Annotated in this window: 13 protein-coding genes; 4 read left to right on the forward strand and 9 right to left on the reverse strand. The window is 63.3% G+C overall.

All coding sequences use genetic code 11. The features are described from left to right. Nucleotides 1-102 precede the first annotated feature (102 nt). Nucleotides 103-1,044, forward strand: coding sequence for a 1-aminocyclopropane-1-carboxylate deaminase/D-cysteine desulfhydrase (locus J4G38_RS01990; RefSeq protein ID WP_210514727.1), 942 nt, complete (start codon nucleotides 103-105; stop codon nucleotides 1,042-1,044). Here J4G38_RS01990 and J4G38_RS01995 read toward each other — a convergent pair. Further along, nucleotides 976-2,202 (reverse strand): hypothetical protein, encoded by a 1,227-nt coding sequence (locus tag J4G38_RS01995; RefSeq protein ID WP_210514729.1) that lies wholly within the window; start codon nucleotides 2,200-2,202, stop codon nucleotides 976-978. The two genes, J4G38_RS01990 and J4G38_RS01995, sit on opposite strands and share 69 nt — an antisense overlap. A gap of 64 nt (nucleotides 2,203-2,266) precedes the next feature. Between J4G38_RS01995 and J4G38_RS02000 the strand changes: the two genes are divergently transcribed. Beyond that, complete coding sequence (locus J4G38_RS02000) at nucleotides 2,267-2,902, forward strand: DUF4230 domain-containing protein (protein WP_210514732.1); 636 nt, start codon at nucleotides 2,267-2,269, stop codon at nucleotides 2,900-2,902. A gap of 47 nt (nucleotides 2,903-2,949) precedes the next feature. Here the strand turns inward: J4G38_RS02000 and J4G38_RS02005 are convergent, their stop codons facing one another. Then, nucleotides 2,950-3,456, reverse strand: a complete 507-nt coding sequence (locus J4G38_RS02005; RefSeq protein WP_210514734.1) for a regulatory protein RecX — start codon at nucleotides 3,454-3,456, stop codon at nucleotides 2,950-2,952. 192 nt (nucleotides 3,457-3,648) lie between these two features. Between J4G38_RS02005 and J4G38_RS02010 the strand changes: the two genes are divergently transcribed. Continuing rightward, entirely contained in the window at nucleotides 3,649-6,297 is a 2,649-nt protein-coding gene (locus J4G38_RS02010; protein ID WP_210514737.1) for a DUF5686 and carboxypeptidase regulatory-like domain-containing protein, read from the forward strand. Nucleotides 6,298-6,344: 47 nt separating this feature from the next. Here the strand turns inward: J4G38_RS02010 and J4G38_RS02015 are convergent, their stop codons facing one another. The 5 genes from J4G38_RS02015 to J4G38_RS02035 form a co-directional block, all read right to left on the reverse strand. After that, complete coding sequence (locus J4G38_RS02015; protein WP_210514740.1) at nucleotides 6,345-7,352, reverse strand: Brp/Blh family beta-carotene 15,15'-dioxygenase; 1,008 nt, start codon at nucleotides 7,350-7,352, stop codon at nucleotides 6,345-6,347. A 154-nt stretch (nucleotides 7,353-7,506) separates the two neighbouring features. Then, entirely contained in the window at nucleotides 7,507-8,292 is a 786-nt protein-coding gene (locus J4G38_RS02020; RefSeq protein WP_210514742.1) for a bacteriorhodopsin, read from the reverse strand. A gap of 260 nt (nucleotides 8,293-8,552) precedes the next feature. Continuing rightward, nucleotides 8,553-9,992: an amidohydrolase family protein gene (locus tag J4G38_RS02025; protein ID WP_210514745.1), complete on the reverse strand. Its 1,440-nt coding sequence runs from the start codon at nucleotides 9,990-9,992 to the stop codon at nucleotides 8,553-8,555. A gap of 33 nt (nucleotides 9,993-10,025) precedes the next feature. Beyond that, a complete protein-coding gene (locus J4G38_RS02030) occupies nucleotides 10,026-12,020 on the reverse strand; it encodes an ATP-binding protein (RefSeq protein WP_210514748.1) in 1,995 nt (664 codons plus the stop codon). A 189-nt stretch (nucleotides 12,021-12,209) separates the two neighbouring features. Continuing rightward, nucleotides 12,210-13,136 (reverse strand): hydrogen peroxide-inducible genes activator, encoded by a 927-nt coding sequence (locus J4G38_RS02035; protein WP_210514750.1) that lies wholly within the window; start codon nucleotides 13,134-13,136, stop codon nucleotides 12,210-12,212. Between the two features lie 128 nt (nucleotides 13,137-13,264). Between J4G38_RS02035 and J4G38_RS02040 the strand changes: the two genes are divergently transcribed. Then, the gene (locus tag J4G38_RS02040; RefSeq protein ID WP_210514753.1) at nucleotides 13,265-14,779 is read left to right on the forward strand and encodes a catalase; all 1,515 of its coding nucleotides are present in this window, start codon (nucleotides 13,265-13,267) and stop codon (nucleotides 14,777-14,779) included. A 76-nt stretch (nucleotides 14,780-14,855) separates the two neighbouring features. Here J4G38_RS02040 and J4G38_RS02045 read toward each other — a convergent pair whose 3' ends face one another. Beyond that, the gene (locus tag J4G38_RS02045) at nucleotides 14,856-15,455 is read right to left on the reverse strand and encodes a hypothetical protein (protein ID WP_210514756.1); all 600 of its coding nucleotides are present in this window, start codon (nucleotides 15,453-15,455) and stop codon (nucleotides 14,856-14,858) included. Between the two features lie 334 nt (nucleotides 15,456-15,789). Beyond that, complete coding sequence (locus tag J4G38_RS02050) at nucleotides 15,790-16,023, reverse strand: hypothetical protein (protein ID WP_210514758.1); 234 nt, start codon at nucleotides 16,021-16,023, stop codon at nucleotides 15,790-15,792. Between the last annotated feature and the right edge of the window lie 601 nt (nucleotides 16,024-16,624).

The raw sequence follows: 16,624 nt of genomic DNA on the forward strand, positions 1-16,624 counted from the left end.
CAACCAGGCGAGTACCCCGAAATTTCATTTCGGCCGTTGAACGAAGGTTGTTCCGACGGGCCGAAATGAAATTTCGGGGTACTCGCGTTAACTGCACTCTCCATGCCTTCCGCTACTCTTCTACAGGAGCTATTCGAGCCCGTGGCTACCGCTCGCGGCGTGCGCCTGCTGCTGTGGCGCGATGATTTGGCCAACCCCGACCTGCCTGGCAACAAGGCCCGCAAGCTCAAATACAACCTGGAAGCCGCCCGGCAGCAGGGCCACCGCACGCTGCTCACCTTTGGCGGGGCCTATTCCAACCACATTGCGGCCGTGGCCACCGCCGGCCGGCTGTTCGGCTTCAACACCATTGGCCTGATTCGGGGCGATGCGCCGACGGCTGGCACTCCACTCAACCCCACGCTGGCCCAAGCGGCGGCCGACGGCATGGCCCTGCATTACCTGGACCGCAGCGCCTACCGCCGCCGCTCCGAGCCGGAGTTTATTGCCGGACTGCTGGCCCGTTTCGGCCCGGCCTACGTGCTGCCCGAGGGTGGCACCAATGCCCTGGCCCTGCCCGGCTGTGCTGAGCTGGCAGCCGAAATCCGGCAGCAAGTGGCTTTTAATGCGGTGGCCGTGGCCGTGGGCACGGGCGGCACTTTGGCAGGGCTCCTGACCGGCCTGGCCAGCCAGGAGCAAGCTGTGGGCGTGGCTGCGTTGAAAAACGGCGGCTTCCTGCGGGCCGAAATCGATGAGTTGACGCAGCAGGCGCGGGGACAAATATTCCGTAACTATTCGCTGCAAACCACTCATCACTTCGGCGGCTACGCCAAGTATTCGGCCGAGCTGCTGGCATTTATTCGGGAGTTTCGGGAGCGGCACGGGGTTTTGCTCGACCCGGTTTATACCGGTAAGCTGCTATTCGGGGTGCGGGACTTGATTGGCCAGGGACATTTCCCGCAGGGCAGCACCGTGGTGGCCGTCCACACGGGCGGCTTACAGGCGTGGGCGGGCTGGCGACAGCGGTTCGGCGAGGACCGGGGACTGGTGTGGCCGCAGCCATGAGGCGGCGCGGGGAGCCAGCCAGGCAGTCAGCTCCAGCGCCGCCAGCACAAATACGGCGGCCAGTACCGGGGCCAGAAACCGCACGTCCCAATCATCAACCGTGAGCATGATGATGGCGGTTTGGAGCAGGAAAATGGCCGCCAGAAACACCCGCGCCGGCCGCCAGACACTGTGCCGCCGCGTGGCCCGCGCCGCCAGCCAGTAGGCCGGCCACAGCACCGACGCCCCCAGCAGGCGGTGCGCCAGCGAATAATGCGGTTTGAGGTAGCTGACGAAAACAAACAGCTTTCCCAGCATCAAACGGCCCAGATAAACGGGGTTGTGCACACCGAAATAGAGTACCCGCGCCGCCGGCCCGGTGCCGGGCGGCGGCATATTCAGCGGCGCGGCCTGATGCACAGCCCAGAGCTGGTAGCGGAAAATCAGCTCGCCGCGCTGGTAGGTATCCATCAGGTAATAGGTGGCGAGCTGGTGGTTGAGGGCCGCCCACAGCAGCGGCGAAAGCAGCGCCAGCGCCAGCAGCGCCGCCCGCCACGCCCGGCGGCCGGGCCGGCGGCGCAGCGCATCGAGGCCCGCCAGCCCGGCGGCGAGGCCCACCATAAAGCCATTGGGCCGGGCCAGGGCCGTCAATATCAGCACCACAATCAACCAGGACCAATCAGTCGTTTGCCCCCCCCGCACGCGGGTGAAAGCACCGAACGACAAGGCCGTGAGGCTGATGAACAACGACTCGGTAAGTAGAAAAACGTTGAACTGCTGGATATCGGGCCAGGCGATGAAGAGCAGCGTGGCCAGCGCCGCCGCGCCGCGCCGGCCGTCAGTCAGGCGCCGCGTGCCTCGGTAAAGGGCCCGCGTGGCCAGCGCCGAAACCGCCACCTGACCCGCCACGATGCCCCACCAGCCCAGGCCCAGCCGCAGCCAGAGGCTCATAAAAACCGGGTAGAGCACGTAGCGCAGGTTGTGGCCGGGCTCAAAGTAGCCGCGCTCGGCAATGCCGGCGGCGTAGAGCAGGTAGCGGGCGCTGTCGTTGGCAAAGTGCGGCCCGTGAAACTTGCGCAGGTACGCCAGTTGCAGCAGCACCCACAGCCCCGCCAGCAGTGCCGGATGGTGCCGCCAGAGGCGTTGGCCGAAGGAATAAAATAAGGGCGGGATGCGCATCGGCTGCAAAGCTAGGCCGTAGCCCGGCCCAACGCTGCGGCTCCGGGCCCGTACTTTACCGCATATGAATGTAGTCCGCCTGTTGCGTCGCTTGTTGCCACTGTTGTTTTTAGTGGGGCTGGGCTGGTTTCTGTGGCGGAAGATAGGCCCCACGCTCGCCGGACTCAACCCGCTGAACGCCGAGCCCAGAGTCACCGTCACGCACAATACCGTGCTCACCCAGGTTGAGGCCCTGGGCAAGCTGGAGCTGGTGCGCTACCGCTTCAAAGACGTGGTGGAATACCGCCGGGCCAGCCGCTACCCGCTGCTGCCCGATGCCAAGGTGGCCCTCGTGGTGGGCGGCGAAGCCGTGGGCTGCCTCGACCTGCGCAAAATCCGCCCCCAAGACGTGGTATTTGAAGGCGACACCGTGGTGCGCGTGTTCCTGCCCGCGCCCGAGCTGTGCTCCTTCCAGGTAAACCACGACCAAAGCCGTGTTTTCAGCACCGAAAACGGGTTTTTTCAGGATGCCGACCTCGTGGATGAAGGGTACAAGTACGCCGAAAAGCAGGTGCGCAACGCGGCCCTGCAGTCCGGCATCCTGGCCGAAACCCAGCGCAACGCCGAGCAGATTCTTGTGCCCATGCTGCGCACCCTCACCGGCCGCCGCGTAGTAGTGGGCCAGCAGCTGCTGATGCCGAAGGTGGGCCCGAAACAGTAGATGCTTCGGCTGCGCGGACGCCAGATAAGCATGACGGGCTGGAGGAGTTAATCCTCGTCCTCCGGAACCTTGCCCAGGTCATCGAGTGCGATTTTTATCAGGTCCTGCTCGTAGCCTTTCCCCGTGAGGTACTGGGATATTTTCATGCGGCGCACGCGCGGGTTCTTCTCCTTTTCCTGGCGGTCTTTTTTCTCCATGATGTCGACCAGGTTTTGGTAATACTCCTCGCCGTCAATCTCCTTCAGGCCCGATTTGATGCAGTATTCGCTGATGCCTTTCTGCTTGAGGTCCTGCACGATGCGGCGACGCCCCCACTTCTTCTGGCGGTAGTGGCCGCGCACGAAAGCCTGGGCAAACCGCTCCTCGTCCAGCAGCTTTTCGCGGCTGAGGCGGATGATGATTTCGCCGGCTTCGTCCTCGTCCAGGCCGTAGGATTTCAGCTTCTGCTCGACGTCTTTCTGGGTGCGTTCCTGGTAGGCGCAGAAGGCGCCGATTTTTTGCAGGGCTTCGCCGGGCGTGTACTGCCTGGGCGTTTTGTCGGGGCTTTTGAACATGAGATGGGGGTTTCGAAAGGCAAGTAACACTGAACAACGCGCCGGGTAGTTCATTACCACCTCCGAGGCGCATTTTTTGCGGGGCTTTCGCGCCGTGCCGCTACGGCCGCAGGCAACTATTTGCCTGCCCACTGGCATCAGTTAGAATGGGGCCGTAACTTGGCATGGCCCTTTTCTGCGTTTTGCTATTTTATGTCATTGATTTCATTTCGCCTGTTCGGTCTGGGCCTACTGCTGAGCTTGCTGCCGATGCTCAGCCGCGCCGGCGTCATCAAAGGCACGGTGAGCGGGGCGGATAAGGCGGGGCTGGCCTTTGCCAACGTGGCCGTGCGCGGCGCCGCCACCAGCACCGGCGCCAACGAGCAGGGCCAGTTTCAGCTGCGGTTGCCGGCCGGGCAATACGAGCTGGTGTTTCAATACGTGGGCTACCGGCCGCACATCGAACCGGTGCGCGTGCCCGGCGGCGACTCGCTTCTGACCGTGAACGTGACCCTGCAGCCCGAGGCCTACAACCTGGGCGAAGTGCTGGTAAAATCCACCGACCGCGACCCGGCCTACGCCATCATCCAGCAGGCGCAGCAATGGCGGGCCTACCACAAGCGCGAAGTGGCCGCCTACCGGGCCCGCATCTACATCAAAGCCCTGGGCCGCATCACCGACACGCCGGCCAAAATCATGGGCCTCTTCAAGCTGGGCCCGGACATCAAGAAAGGTATTTTTTACCTGTCTGAAAGCCTGTCCGATTTCAGCTTCACCCAGCCCAACATCGTGAAGGAGCACATGATTTCGAGCCGGATAAGTGGCGACTCGCGGGGCATCAGCTTCAACCGGGCCAGCGCGGGGCGCAACCTGAGCTTCTACGAAAACCTGATAAATCCCGGCTTTTCGGAACGTGGTTTCGTGTCGCCCATCGCGGCCAACGCCATGCTGTTCTACAAGTACGAGCTGGTGGGCAGCTCCCCGCAGGGCGGCGTGCTGGTGCACAAAATAAGGGTGCTGCCGCGCCGCCGCACCGACCCCGTTTTCGCCGGCTACATCTACATCGTGGACGGTTCCTGGCGCATTCACTCCGTCGATTTAACCCTCGACAAAGACGCGCAGCTCGACTACGTCGACAACCTGCACCTGGCCCAGCAATACGCGCCCGCACCGGGCAATCCCAACGTCTGGCTCATTCAGTCGCAGCAGGTTACGGCCAATTTATCGGGCCTGGGTTTCAAAGGCTCCGGCTACATCACGGCCCTGCTCTCGAACTACGCCAACGTGGTGCCCACCTACCCCACGCCGCCCGTGGCCAAAGCCGCGCCGCCCGTGGTGGCCGAGGGCAAGGACGCCCCCCCCGTGGGCCAGGAAACCGCCGCCCAAATCCGCAAGCGCAAGCCCGACCTGCGCGGTCTCAACGCCCAGGTCCGCAAGCAGGTGAAGCGGGCTCAGCGTGACTCGCTCAAAAACGACCCCTTCGCCCGGATGCCGCGTGGCGAGGTGCAGCTGGTGGAAAAAGGCGTGAACGAGCGCGACTCGGCCTACTGGGACGCCATCCGCCCGGTGCCGCTGTCGGCGGAAGAAAAGAAGGACTACCACGTCAAAGACAGCACCGAAGTCATCCGCCGCTCGCGCCCCTATCAGGACTCGATGGACCGCAAGCGCAACGCGTTTGAGCCCATCAACCTGGTGCTGGGCGGCTACACGCACCTCAATACCTTCCGCAAACGCTCGGTGACGGTGCTGCCCGTGTCCCAGATTTTTCAGTACAACACCGTGGAGGGGGTCGTGCTCAATGCCCAGGCCATCTTCAGCAAGCGCACCGACGACCGGCGCTTTTTCACCATCACGCCCACGCTGCGCTACGGCTTCAGCCGCCAGGAATTGAACCCCAGCCTGGAGGCTACCTGGCAGCTGCACCCGGCCAAGCGCCAGCAAATCAGCGTGGTGGCCGGCCGGACTATTGAGAATTTCGACAAGAACTCGCAGCTCACGCCGGCCATCAACACCATTTATACGCTGTTCGACAACCGCAACTACGCCAAGCTTTACCGGCGCGACGGGGCCGAATTCACCTACCTCACCGAGCCGGTGAACGGCCTGAACCTTCGCGCCACCGCTGGCTACTTCGACCGCCGGCAGCTGTACAACGCAACTGACAAGCTGCTGCACGACGTGCCCGGCCGCGCCTTCACCCCCAACCAGCCCGTGAGCGACGAGCTGGCCGATACCGGCTTCGGCCGCAGCCGGGTGGCCACCGTGGGACTGTCGCTCGACTACCGGCCGGGCACCCGCTACATCAGCCGGCCCGACGGCAAATTCAACCTCGGCTCAAAGTGGCCCACCTTCAATGTGCAGGGCCGGCTGGCCATTCCGCACCTGTTTGGGGCCGATGTGCGCTACCTGCTGCTGCAAGCCGGCGTGCGCGACAATATTTCGCTGGGCCTCTTGGGTACCAGTAGTTTCCGGGTAAACGTGGGTGGCTTCGTGGGCAAGCAGGAAGGCGTGACTTTCATCGATTACCGCCACTTTTCGGGCAACCAGACCCTGCTTTCCGGCAACTTCAGCAACTTCCAGCTGCTGGACTACTACCGCTTCAGCACCGACAATACCTACCTCGAAGCCCACTACGACCACCACTTCAACGGCTTCATCTTCAACAAAGTCCCGCTCTTTCGCCAGCTGAAGTGGCAGGAAGTTGTCTCGCTCAACTACCTCACCACCGCCCAGGCCGGCCACTACGTGGAGCTGGGCGCGGGGGTGGAGCACATCTTCAAGGTAATCCGAGTTGATTTCTACACCGCCCTGCAAAGCGGGCAGCGGCTGGGCACGGGCTTCCGGGTAGGCGTGGGCTTTTAGTGAACTCACTAGTTCAAAACCACCGTTTTTTGCTCACTGCTCACTGCTCACTGCTCACTCTTCCGTCGCCAACGGGCGGCGTCCATGCCCAGGGTAACGAGCAGGGCGTGCGGCAGGGTCACAACCGAGGCGGCCAGCAACGCCAGACTCACCAGGACCGGGCCACTCGCTGCCCGCGCCCAGGCCAGGCCGAACAACACCGCCAGCCCACCCACGCTGATGAGCAACAGCGGGGCCGAGCGCCGCAGGAAAAAGCGCAGCTCGTGCCCGAGTCCGCGCGGGGCAGTAGCCCGGCGGTCCATCAGTTGGTTCATCCGCAATACGTGCCGCAGGCTGTGCCAGAACACGAAATACACCCCCGCCGAGAGCACTGGCGGCAGCACCAGCAGCAAGGCCATAAGCAGCAGCGTTTCCAGGGCATCGGTGCGGGCCAGGGCGGCCTGCTGCTGCCACAGGTAGCTGAGCCAGAGTAATATCAGGCCTCCGGCAACTATCGGCAGCAGCAGGCTGGCCGCCTGCGTCACGGTGGCCGCGCGCATGGGCGCGCCCCCGGTCAGGGCCAGCAGGCCACTCACGATGCCCTGGGTTTTGGTGGGCCAGTGCCACAGCGGCACCGCAAACAGCAACCCCCCGCGCAACAGGCTATGCGCCAGCCATTGGCTGCGGTGCAGCGTTTGGGCGGGCGCATCGGCTGAGCCCCAGTGCCAGGCCGTGAGCCCAAAAAACAACGCAACGGCCGCCGTGGGCTGCCACCACCACAGCCCGGCCACGGCCGCCGCCAGCCCCAGGTAGCCGGCCAGAAACCCCGCCCAGTACCGGCCCTTGCCCCGTGCCAGCGCGGGGTGCGTGGCCGGCACCACAAACTGGTCGCAAGCGCCGTGGGCTACGCCCAGCAGCACCATGCCGCCCAGCAGCGCCGGCCCCAGCAGCCAGGCCACGGTGCCGGGGGCCAGCCAGCCGATGGCCACCGCGCCCAGCACTGCCGCGTAGGCGTAGTGCCGGGGCTCCGCCGCAGCGCGCCAGGTATCGGCAACAAAAGAAGTAAGCGGTAGCATAGCAGTGGTGGGAGCATTCCCAGGCGCATAACCAAAGCAGCAACCCGGCCGGTCCGGTACCGCCAAAACGCGTATTCCCGCCCCGCCAAGTGCCAATGGAGAGCGGGAATAAGTAGAATGGACTCGTGGGCCCGGCCGCGGCCGGGCCCGGGACTTACGCGGGTACCGCCGTCCGGTCGGCCGTGGGCATGGTTTCGTGCACTGCGGCGGCACTCTTGCCCGATACGGCAATGCCGTACACGACCAGACCGAAGCCAATTTTATTGATGGCATCGGCAATGTTGTAGAACAAGTCGACGCTCGAGGCCTGCCAGCCCAGGCCGGTGTTCAGCCAGCCGCCTTTCATGCACATGTAGCCGATGGGGTAAATGGCCCAGCCCACCAGCACGAACCAACCCAGCGCCCGAATGCCCTTGATAACCGCCGCATCGCCCGAGGCGCGGGCCAGCTGTGCCACCTCACCCGCCCAGGCGGTGTACAGAATGTAGACGTAGCCCACTGTGGAAATGGTGCCCCACAGCACGGAATGGCTGGTTGAGCCGTCGGCGAAGGCTTCGCCGATGTAGCCGGCCACGAGCATCAGCACCGCCGCGGCAATCAGTTTCCAGAGCAAGCCGATTTTAGCGCCGGCCGCTTTGGTGAGCAAGTAGAACTCCACGCACATCAGCGGCACGGTCAGCGTCCAGTCGATGTAGCGCAGGGCGGTGGGCGTGTGGTGCGTGGCCAGGTAGTAGTCGCGCATGTAGTAATAGTGCACGGCCGCGATGCCCGTAATCAGGGCCGATACCAGCAGGGAGAGTTTCCATTTGCCTTCCACTACGCCCCGCTCGGCGAAAAAGAACACCGAGGCGGCCAGCATGGCCATGTACCCGGTGAAGAAGGTGAAGGCAATGGGGTCATCAACCCGAATGTCGACGATGTTGGTGAGTAATGTGGTCATGGGTTTCTAGGGTTTTTGGGATGGGAATTGTTTAATCTTTAGACATTAAATATTAAACAAATGTTTGTATGTTTCGCAAATAATATTTTTTAATATTGCGATTCAACCCCTCCGCCGTGTGAGGCTTGCCGGGCATAGAAAAGCCCCGCCGTGCCTGACGCTGCTCAGGAACGACGGGGCCCAAGGCCGTACATGTAAAGGCAGGAGGCGGTTATGCCGCTGCTCCGGTGGTGGTTTTTAGGGAGCGCAAGAAGCCGGAATCACCGGTTCCGAACGGCCCGCATCAGATTGGCCAGCGAGGCGGCCGGGTAGGCTTTGCCCCTCGAAATCACGGCGTCAATCTTCTTAATATTGGCAATGTCCTCCAGTGGATTGCCCGTAAGCAGCACAAGGTCAGCGTATTTGCCTGGGGCGATGGTGCCGGTGCGGCTGGCCACACCCATAAATTTGGCGCCGCTAATGGTGGCGGCCTGGAGCGCCTGCAGCGGAGTGAGGCCGGCTTGCACCAACATAATCAGCTCTTCCTGCAACGAGGCGCCGGGGTAGATGAAGGAGTTGAACGGCCCGCTGTCGGAGCCGGCCAGCAGCATCACGCCGGCGGCCTGCATCTGCGGCACCAGGCTCATGAATTTGGTATTCAGTTTCTGGCCGAAGGCACTGGCAGCGGGCGACAGCTGGCGGGCGCTGGCCAGCCGCCGGGCGTAGGTTGCCTGAATTTTGGGGTCGATGTAGGCGCGCAGGGTGTCCTGGGCGTGGTCGTTTTCGGGCAGCTCAGCCAGCGTTTTCTGGATGTAGAGCGTGGGCACGGCGGCCGTGTGGTGCTTGGCCATCAGCTTAAAGATGCGGGCCGCCGCTGCCGGGCTGTAGGTGTCGTACACGGCCGGCAGCACGGCAAACAGGCCCAGCGGCTTGCTGGTGCCCAGGCTGTTGCGCACCAGGGCAGTGAGGCTGTCTTCCTTGCCGGAGCAGGCCTTGAACACGTAGTACAGGTGCTCAGTGGCATCGAGGCCACGCTTCACGGCCTCGCCCAGCGTCACGGAATAGGGCATGTGGCCGGTGGTTTTCAGGCCGCGCCGCTGGGCCTGCCGGATGGTTTCGAGGTAGGCCGCGCCCGAAATCCTGCTGTCGTAAATCTTCACGTAGTCCACCCGCAGCCGCTGCAGCGAGTCCAGCGCCTTGCTGATTTGGGCGGGCGTTTCTACTTCCAGCGAGCCGGGCCAGTAGGCGCCGGGGCCGTCAATCTTGGGGCCGGAGGTGAAGATGCGCGGGCCGGCGTACAGGCCCGCGTCCATCTCCTGCCGCCAGCGGAACACGCTGGGGGTGAGGTCGCCCCCGGCGTCGCGCACCGTGGTGATGCCGTGCGCCAGGAAAAGCGTCAGGCTTTTTTTGTTGGCCGCGATGAGGCTGTCGCCGCCCCGGAAATGCACATGCATGTCCCACAGGCCGGGGATGAGGTAGCGGCCGTTGCCGTTCACGTACTGCTTGGCGGCGTAGCTGTCCTGGTCGGCGGGCTCAATTTCCACAATCTTGCCCCGCGACACGGTCACTACCTGGTTGGGCCGAAGCTGCCCGCTTTCCACGTCCACCACGGTTACGTGGTTGATAACCACGTCGTATATCTTTAGCTTGGTGGGCCGGCGAGCGCAGTTGGTGAGCAGCGCGGCCGTGCTCAGGCCGAAGAGAAGTAGGCGTAATTTCATGCGGGAAGTAAAGGCGAGCTGCCAGCGGCAAAGTTATGCGGGGATGATTACCGTGAACTCCGTGAACTCGCCCTCCCGCGTCTCGACGGTCAGGGTGCCGCGGTGGCCTTTGGTAATGATGTCGTGCGCGAGCGACAGGCCCAGGCCGGTGCCTTCGTTGGCGGGCTTGGTGGTGAAGAAGGGCTGGAACACCTGCGCGGCCACGGCTTCGGACATGCCCGTGCCGTTGTCGCGCACCCGGATTTCCACCGTCTCGCCCACGCGTCGGGTGCGCACGCTCATCACGGGCTGGTAGCTGCTCTTGTCGTTCTGCTGGCGGCGCTTTATCGCATATAAGGCGTTGGTAAACAGGTTCAGAAATACCCGGCCCAGCTCGCTGGGCATTGCCGTGACAAGGCCCAGGTCGGGGGCAAAATCGGTGCGCAGCGCCACGGCCAGGGCGCCGTTCTGGGCTGGCGCGGCGCGGTTGGCAAGGCGCAGGCTTTCCTCAACCAAGGCGTTGAGGTCGGTGGGCTGGTGCTGGCCGGTGCCGGTGCGGGCGTGGGCCAGCATGTCGCTGATAATGGACGAAGCGCGCTGGCCGTGGTGGCTTATTTCCCGCAGGTTCTGCTTCAGGCCGGCCATAATCTTTTGCTCCAGGTTGGCGGGCTGGGGGGTGCCCGCGCCGTCCTGGTTGAGCAGCGCCACGCTCACTTCGGCAAAATTCTGCATGAACGCCAGCGGGTTTTGCAGCTCGTGGGCAATGCCCGCCGACAGCTCCCCCACAAACGCCCACTTTTCGGCGGCCACCAGCTGGGCCTGGGCCGCGCGCAGCTCCGTGAGCGTTGTGTTGAGCTCGTTGCGCTGGGTTTCAATTTGGGCGTTGCGCTGGTTCAGGGTCCGATTGGCCCGGCGCTGCTGGCGCGTGAGGCGCCAAAGCAGCAAGGCAATAATCAGGATAAAGCCCAGGGCCACCAGCAAGGCCAATTGTTGGTAATGAGCGGCTTGCAGCTTGTGTTCCTCGCGCTGCTGCGACAGCCGCTGCTGCTCCGTGAAGGCCAGCAGCTGCAATTGCCGGAATTTCTCGGGTCCAAACAGGCTGTCCTGCGCCGCCACCGCTAAGGCCTGGTAGCGGAAAGCACTGTCCACGTTGTGGCGCGCCCGGTGCAGGCGCGCCAACAGGCCGCCGGCTTCCATCACCGTCAGGCGGTACGACACTGCCTGGGCCGTGCGCAGCGCCTGGCGCGCATACCGCAGGCTGGAATCGGGCTGGTGCAAGGTGTTGAACAGCATGGCCAGGTGGAACTGCGCCATGGCCCGGTTGCGCAGGTCGTTGCTGGTGCGCGTTTCCTGCAGCGCCCGCCGGTAGTAGGCAAAGGCCGTGGGGTAATGGCCCAGCCGGGCCTGCACCATGCCCATGTTGCGCAGCGCCAGTGCCGCCGCCACCCGGGGCCGCGGGTGTTGCGCGATAACGATTTCGGCCCGGCACTGCAGTGCCAGGGCCGAGTCGAGCACGTTCATCTTCTCATAGCAGCTGCCAATGTTGGTCAGCGAGCCCGCTACCCAGTGCGGCAGGCCGAGGTGCTTATAAATGGCTTCCGATTGCCGGTAGTAGGTGATGGCCTGCGGGTACTGGCGCAGGTCGAGGCTGATATTTCCTAATGCGTTCAGGCAGTAAGCTTCCCCCTCTAAATCGTGGCTCTGGCGGGTTACCTGGCGGGCAATCAGCTGGTTGGCGAATGCTTTGGGGAGCTCGCCCCGCTCGCGCAGCACCATGCCCACCATGCTCTGAGCGCGGCCCCGGCCTTTGTCAAATTCGACCCGGCGGGCCAGCTGCCAGGCGCGCTGGGCCAGGTACATCGTCGAATCGGGCTTGGAGGCGCGGTAGGTGCGCGCCAGCTCGAGCAACAGCAACACCCGACTGGAGTCGGCCGGCGTGCGGGCCAGCGCGTGCCGCAGGCTATCGGTGGCCGGGTTCTGGGCACCGGCATTTGCCCCGCCACTCAGCAGCCACACGAGCAGCAACAGTCGCATGGCAGCGGCGGGCATGGTTGGGCGTGGAATGGAAAGGAGATGCTGGGGTTCGATTCTTGGCGAGTAGCAGGTAGTGGGCAATACCAGGGAAAACCACCACCCAACGAATGGTACGGGTCGATTATTCAACTTGAGGTGGGTAGGCAGTAGGTGCCGGGCCTTGCGGGCCCGAGCGGTTTAGGTGGTGGGTGGCAGCGGCCGGAATTAGCGCCAGCGCACCTTTTCGCCGGCTTTGCCGGCGTGCAGCCGGGCGGGCACGCTGGCCAGAATCAAGTCGCGCAGGGCACCCAGCAGCGTGGTGCGCACGAAGCCGTGATGCACGACCAGACTCACCTCACGCACCGGTTCCGGGGCCACGAACCGCTTTAGCAGCGGATTGGTTTCCACTTCCTCCAATACGGCTAATTCGGGCACAAGGGTATAGCCGTTTTGCCGCCGCACCAATTCTTTTAGCGTTTCAATCGAGCCGCTTTCGTAAGTGATGGCGCCGGTGGGGGAGGCTGCCCCACATAAATTAATTACCTGGTTGCGAAAGCAATGGCCCTGCTGCATCAGCCACAGGCCGGGCTGTTGCAGGTCGGCGGGGCGCACGGTGGGCTGGGCCGCCAGGGGATGGCTTTCGGAGGCCAGCAGCAGGAAGGGCTCATCCAGCAAGGGCACCTCGTGCAGCTGCCGGTCGTCGAGGGGCGTTACCAGCAGGCCCACGTCCAGCCGGTGGTCTTTGAGCTGCTGCATGATTTCCTCCGAGCGCAGCTCCTCAATGTGCACGCGTAGGTTGGGGTAGGCCGTGGTGAGGCCCACCAAAAAGCGCGGCACCAAGTACGGCGCCAGCGTGGGAATGACGCCCAGGCGTAGGTCGCCCACCACTTCGCCTTTTTCTACCTGCACCAATTCGCGCAATTGCTGGGCTTCGCGCAGCACGCGCCGGGCCTGGGCAATGACTTTCACGCCCACGGCCGTGGGCTCGGCGCCGCGCTGGCTGCGGTCGAAGAGCAGCACGCCCAACTCTTCTTCCAGCTTCTGCACCTGCACGCTGAGGGCGGGCTGGCTCACGCAGCTTTTCTCGGCGGCGAGGCCGAACTGGCGGTGCGTGTCCAGGGCCACGAGGTAAGTGAGCTGTTGCAGGTTCATAACTCAAATATAACCTGTGCTTATAAAATTATCAACTAAATCAATTTTGATTATGAATCGGTAAGTGGGACCTTTGTTCTAAGCCCGGTTTTCCGGGCTTGTTCCATCCCCCAATCTCAACCCGTATCATGGAAGAATCAACCCAACCGAAGAAGCTGACCACCGCTTCGGGGCGCCCGATTTTTGACAATCAGAACACGCAATCGGCCGGCGAGCGTGGCCCGCTTTTGCTGCAAGACTACTTCTTTCACGAGAAGTCGGCCCATTTCAACCGCGAGCGCATCCCCGAGCGCGTGGTGCACGCCAAGGGCAGCGGCGCCTACGGCACCTTCACCGTCACGCACGACATCACGCACCTCACCCGCGCCAAGCTGTTTGCCAAGGTGGGCAACGAGTGCAGGATGTTTGCCCGTTTCAGCACGGTGGGCGGCGAAAAAGGCTCGGCCGATACCGAGCGCGACCCCCGCGGCTTCGCCCTGAAATTCTACACCGAGGACGGCAACTGGGACCTGGTGGGCAACAACACGCCGGTGTTCTTCATCAAGGACCCGATTAAGTTCATGGACTTCATCCACACCCAGAAGCGGGAGGCGCGCAGCAACCGCAAGTCCCCGACCATGATGTGGGACTACTGGAGCCTGAACCCCGAAAGCCTGCACCAGGTCACCATCCTGATGAGCGACCGGGGCACGCCCTACGGCTACCGCCACATGCACGGCTACGGCTCGCACACTTTCTCGCTGATTAACGCCGCCAACGAGCGGACATGGGTGAAATTCCACTTCCGCACCCAGCAGGGCGTGAAAAACTTCACCGACGAGGACGCCAAGCACATGAAGGCGCAGGATGCCGACTTTGCCCAGCACGACCTGGTGGATGCCATCGACAAGGGCGACTTTCCGAAGTGGACGATGTTCATCCAGACCATGACCGAGGAGCAAGCCCGCGACTTCCGCTGGAACCCCTTCGACCTGACCAAAGTGTGGCCCCAGGGCGAATTCCCGCTCCAGGAAGTAGGCACGATGGAGCTGAACGCGGTGCCCGAAAACTACCACGCCCACGTCGAGCAGGCCGCTTTCGCCCCGGCCCACGTCGTGGACGGCGTCGGCTACTCGCCCGATAAAATGCTGCAGGGCCGTATCCTGAGCTACCCCGATGCCCAGCGCTACCGCCTCGGGGCCAACTACGAGCACCTGCCCGTGAACGCCTGCCCCTTCGGCTTCTCCAACTACCAGCGCGACGGCCGCATGGCCCTCGGCGACAACGGCGGCCCCGGCCCGAACTACTTCCCCAACTCGTTCGACGGTCCCGTGGAGGACAAAACCCAAGGGGAGCCCCACGAGGCCCTCGACGGCTTTGCCGACCGCTACGACCGCAACGAAGGCCCCGGCAATGACGACCACTACACTCAGCCCGGCAACCTGTTCCGCCTGATGAAGCCCGAGGCCCAGCGCGACCTCATCCACAACATCGTGGGTGCCATGTCCGGCATCGAAGGCCCCAAGAAGGACCTCATCACCCAGCGCCAGCTGTGCCACTGGTTCCGCGCCGATATCCGCCTGGGCATGGCCGTGGCCAAGGGCCTGGGCGTGGAAGTGGAGATGCCCGCTCAGCACCTGCCCGAGCCCTCGCTGGCCGTGTAATCAGCTTGTTGTTTTGAATAGAAAAGCCCGTTTCGAGCAATCGAAACGGGCTTTTCTGTTGGCTGACCAAGGGTATTTACTGCACTGCCACGTTTAGGTTGGTGAACCGGCCGGTGAGAATGACGTCGCACCGGGGAATGCCGGGCCTGGCGATTTGCGACGGGGCCAGCTGGTCGGGGGCGGTCACTTCGTAACGGCCGCTCACAAGCTGCCGCTTGGAATCATAAGCCGTAATAACGAGGTTGCCAGCCAACTGCGGAACAGTGTCGCTGAAACGGAAAGCAACCACGTCGCCAGCCCAATTGTGCACGAAGGACAGCCCAACCGGGGCGGTGGGCCGGGCCTGGCAGCGCATTGCATACGTGCCCAGCCACTTGGCTGGCAGTTGGTTGCGGTCGACCTCAAAGTGGACAGTATTCCCTGAGCACGCAAAATCCAGCGACAGTAGCGGGGCCGTAAGCAAGGCCTGCCCTTTTATAGCGGCAGGGGTGAAGTCGAGGACCCGGCTGCCGGGCGAAGTGCCGCCCGTGGTAACCGGGACGGCGAACTCAAAGCGGCTGGTCATTTCGAAGGCGGGCGAGAGGTCCGGGGCGGGCGCGTCTTGCGAACAGGCGGCGAAGAATCCGGTAGCGGTAGTGAGGGCCGCGAGGAGGAGGGTGCGGGTGAAGGTTTTCATAAAAAGCAGAAGAGGCAGGAGGCCGGGTTAGATGCTGGCTGCCGAGGCAAAAGTAGCGCCAAAGGCGCCCGGCCAATAAGCCGACGGGTCCGATTTTGCCGCAGCCTTACCGCGCTGCGACAAAATCGGACCCGTCGGCTTGATGCGTATTGGAGAGCATCAATAAGTGTGGGGCAGTTGGGTTAAGCAGTTATCGGCACGACTTCGGTCGACAATGGTCAAAAGCTTGGTGACCGCGACTGCCCCACACTTATTGATGCTCTCGTGGCCGTGGCAACCAGGGCGGCGCTGAGCAGCCCGATAACTAGCTTGTTCCTGGCGATAGGAGGGAAGGCTAGCTCCTGGCCAGCGGGTTGACAGTAATGATGGTGGTGCGGTTGGTCGGCCGCAGGTACTCGCGGATGGTTTTCTGCATCAGCTCCGGCGTCACCTTGCGGAACTCGCTTTCGAGCCGGTTGATGCGCGCCGGGTCGTTGTCGAACAGCGCGAACGCGGCCAGCAAATCGGCCCGCCCAAAATTGGTCGCCCCGCTCACCTGGTCGTAAAACGCCGAGCGAATTTTCACCATTGCCAAATCCAGCGTGGCCTGGCTGATGCCGCTCTGGGCCAGCTTGTTGGTTTTCTGGTCGGGCCCGCACCACCGCTGCCACCCTCATCAGTGCAGGGCTTGCGCACCAAAAGGGCTACTTGATTTTGCCCGGCGCTTTAGCGCCGGGATTGGGATGGTTGGTTCTGTTTTCAGGGGCTTTAGCCCTTGCGCGACGTGAAAACGACCAGGGCTAACGCCCCGCGCGCGCCAGTTGGACCACCCTGGCGGCGCAGTAGCGCGGACTGCAGCATCCGCGCTACAGGTAACCAACCTGAAAAAGACGCTAACAGGCAGCAATTTATTTATATAGCCGATAGTTGGTAACCGGCACTGGCAGCCCGTACATTTAAGCTCCTCCTTTCCACCACCCCACCGGGGCTTCCTCCCAAGCCCCCACTGCCGCTCCCGCCACCCGCCGGGCCGGTGTCCCGCCGAGCGAATGCATTTCCCCGCATTTCTTCCGTCACGTTTTTCGCCAGCTGCTTTCCCGTGTGCCGGCCATTCCAAACCGGCCCGTTTGCCCGTGCCCATTGGTGCGGCTGCCTTTACCGGTTGTCACATTCCCGTTTTTCTCACTTCC

This window comes from Hymenobacter terricola (genome assembly GCF_017921975.2).
GTDB classification, from domain to species: Bacteria; Bacteroidota; Bacteroidia; order Cytophagales; family Hymenobacteraceae; genus Hymenobacter; species Hymenobacter terricola.

Coding starts and splice junctions, on each gene's coding strand:
- J4G38_RS02050 (WP_210514758.1), bottom strand. CDS start 16,023: ATGGTGAAAATTCGCTCGGCGTTTTACGACCAGGTGAGCGGGGCGACC.
- J4G38_RS02000 (WP_210514732.1), top strand. CDS start 2,267: ATGAATGTAGTCCGCCTGTTGCGTCGCTTGTTGCCACTGTTGTTTTTA.
- J4G38_RS02030 (WP_210514748.1), bottom strand. CDS start 12,020: ATGCCCGCCGCTGCCATGCGACTGTTGCTGCTCGTGTGGCTGCTGAGT.
- J4G38_RS01990 (WP_210514727.1), top strand. CDS start 103: ATGCCTTCCGCTACTCTTCTACAGGAGCTATTCGAGCCCGTGGCTACC.
- J4G38_RS02040 (WP_210514753.1), top strand. CDS start 13,265: ATGGAAGAATCAACCCAACCGAAGAAGCTGACCACCGCTTCGGGGCGC.
- J4G38_RS02025 (WP_210514745.1), bottom strand. CDS start 9,992: ATGAAATTACGCCTACTTCTCTTCGGCCTGAGCACGGCCGCGCTGCTC.
- J4G38_RS01995 (WP_210514729.1), bottom strand. CDS start 2,202: ATGCGCATCCCGCCCTTATTTTATTCCTTCGGCCAACGCCTCTGGCGG.
- J4G38_RS02015 (WP_210514740.1), bottom strand. CDS start 7,352: ATGCTACCGCTTACTTCTTTTGTTGCCGATACCTGGCGCGCTGCGGCG.
- J4G38_RS02020 (WP_210514742.1), bottom strand. CDS start 8,292: ATGACCACATTACTCACCAACATCGTCGACATTCGGGTTGATGACCCC.
- J4G38_RS02010 (WP_210514737.1), top strand. CDS start 3,649: ATGTCATTGATTTCATTTCGCCTGTTCGGTCTGGGCCTACTGCTGAGC.
- J4G38_RS02035 (WP_210514750.1), bottom strand. CDS start 13,136: ATGAACCTGCAACAGCTCACTTACCTCGTGGCCCTGGACACGCACCGC.
- J4G38_RS02005 (WP_210514734.1), bottom strand. CDS start 3,456: ATGTTCAAAAGCCCCGACAAAACGCCCAGGCAGTACACGCCCGGCGAA.
- J4G38_RS02045 (WP_210514756.1), bottom strand. CDS start 15,455: ATGAAAACCTTCACCCGCACCCTCCTCCTCGCGGCCCTCACTACCGCT.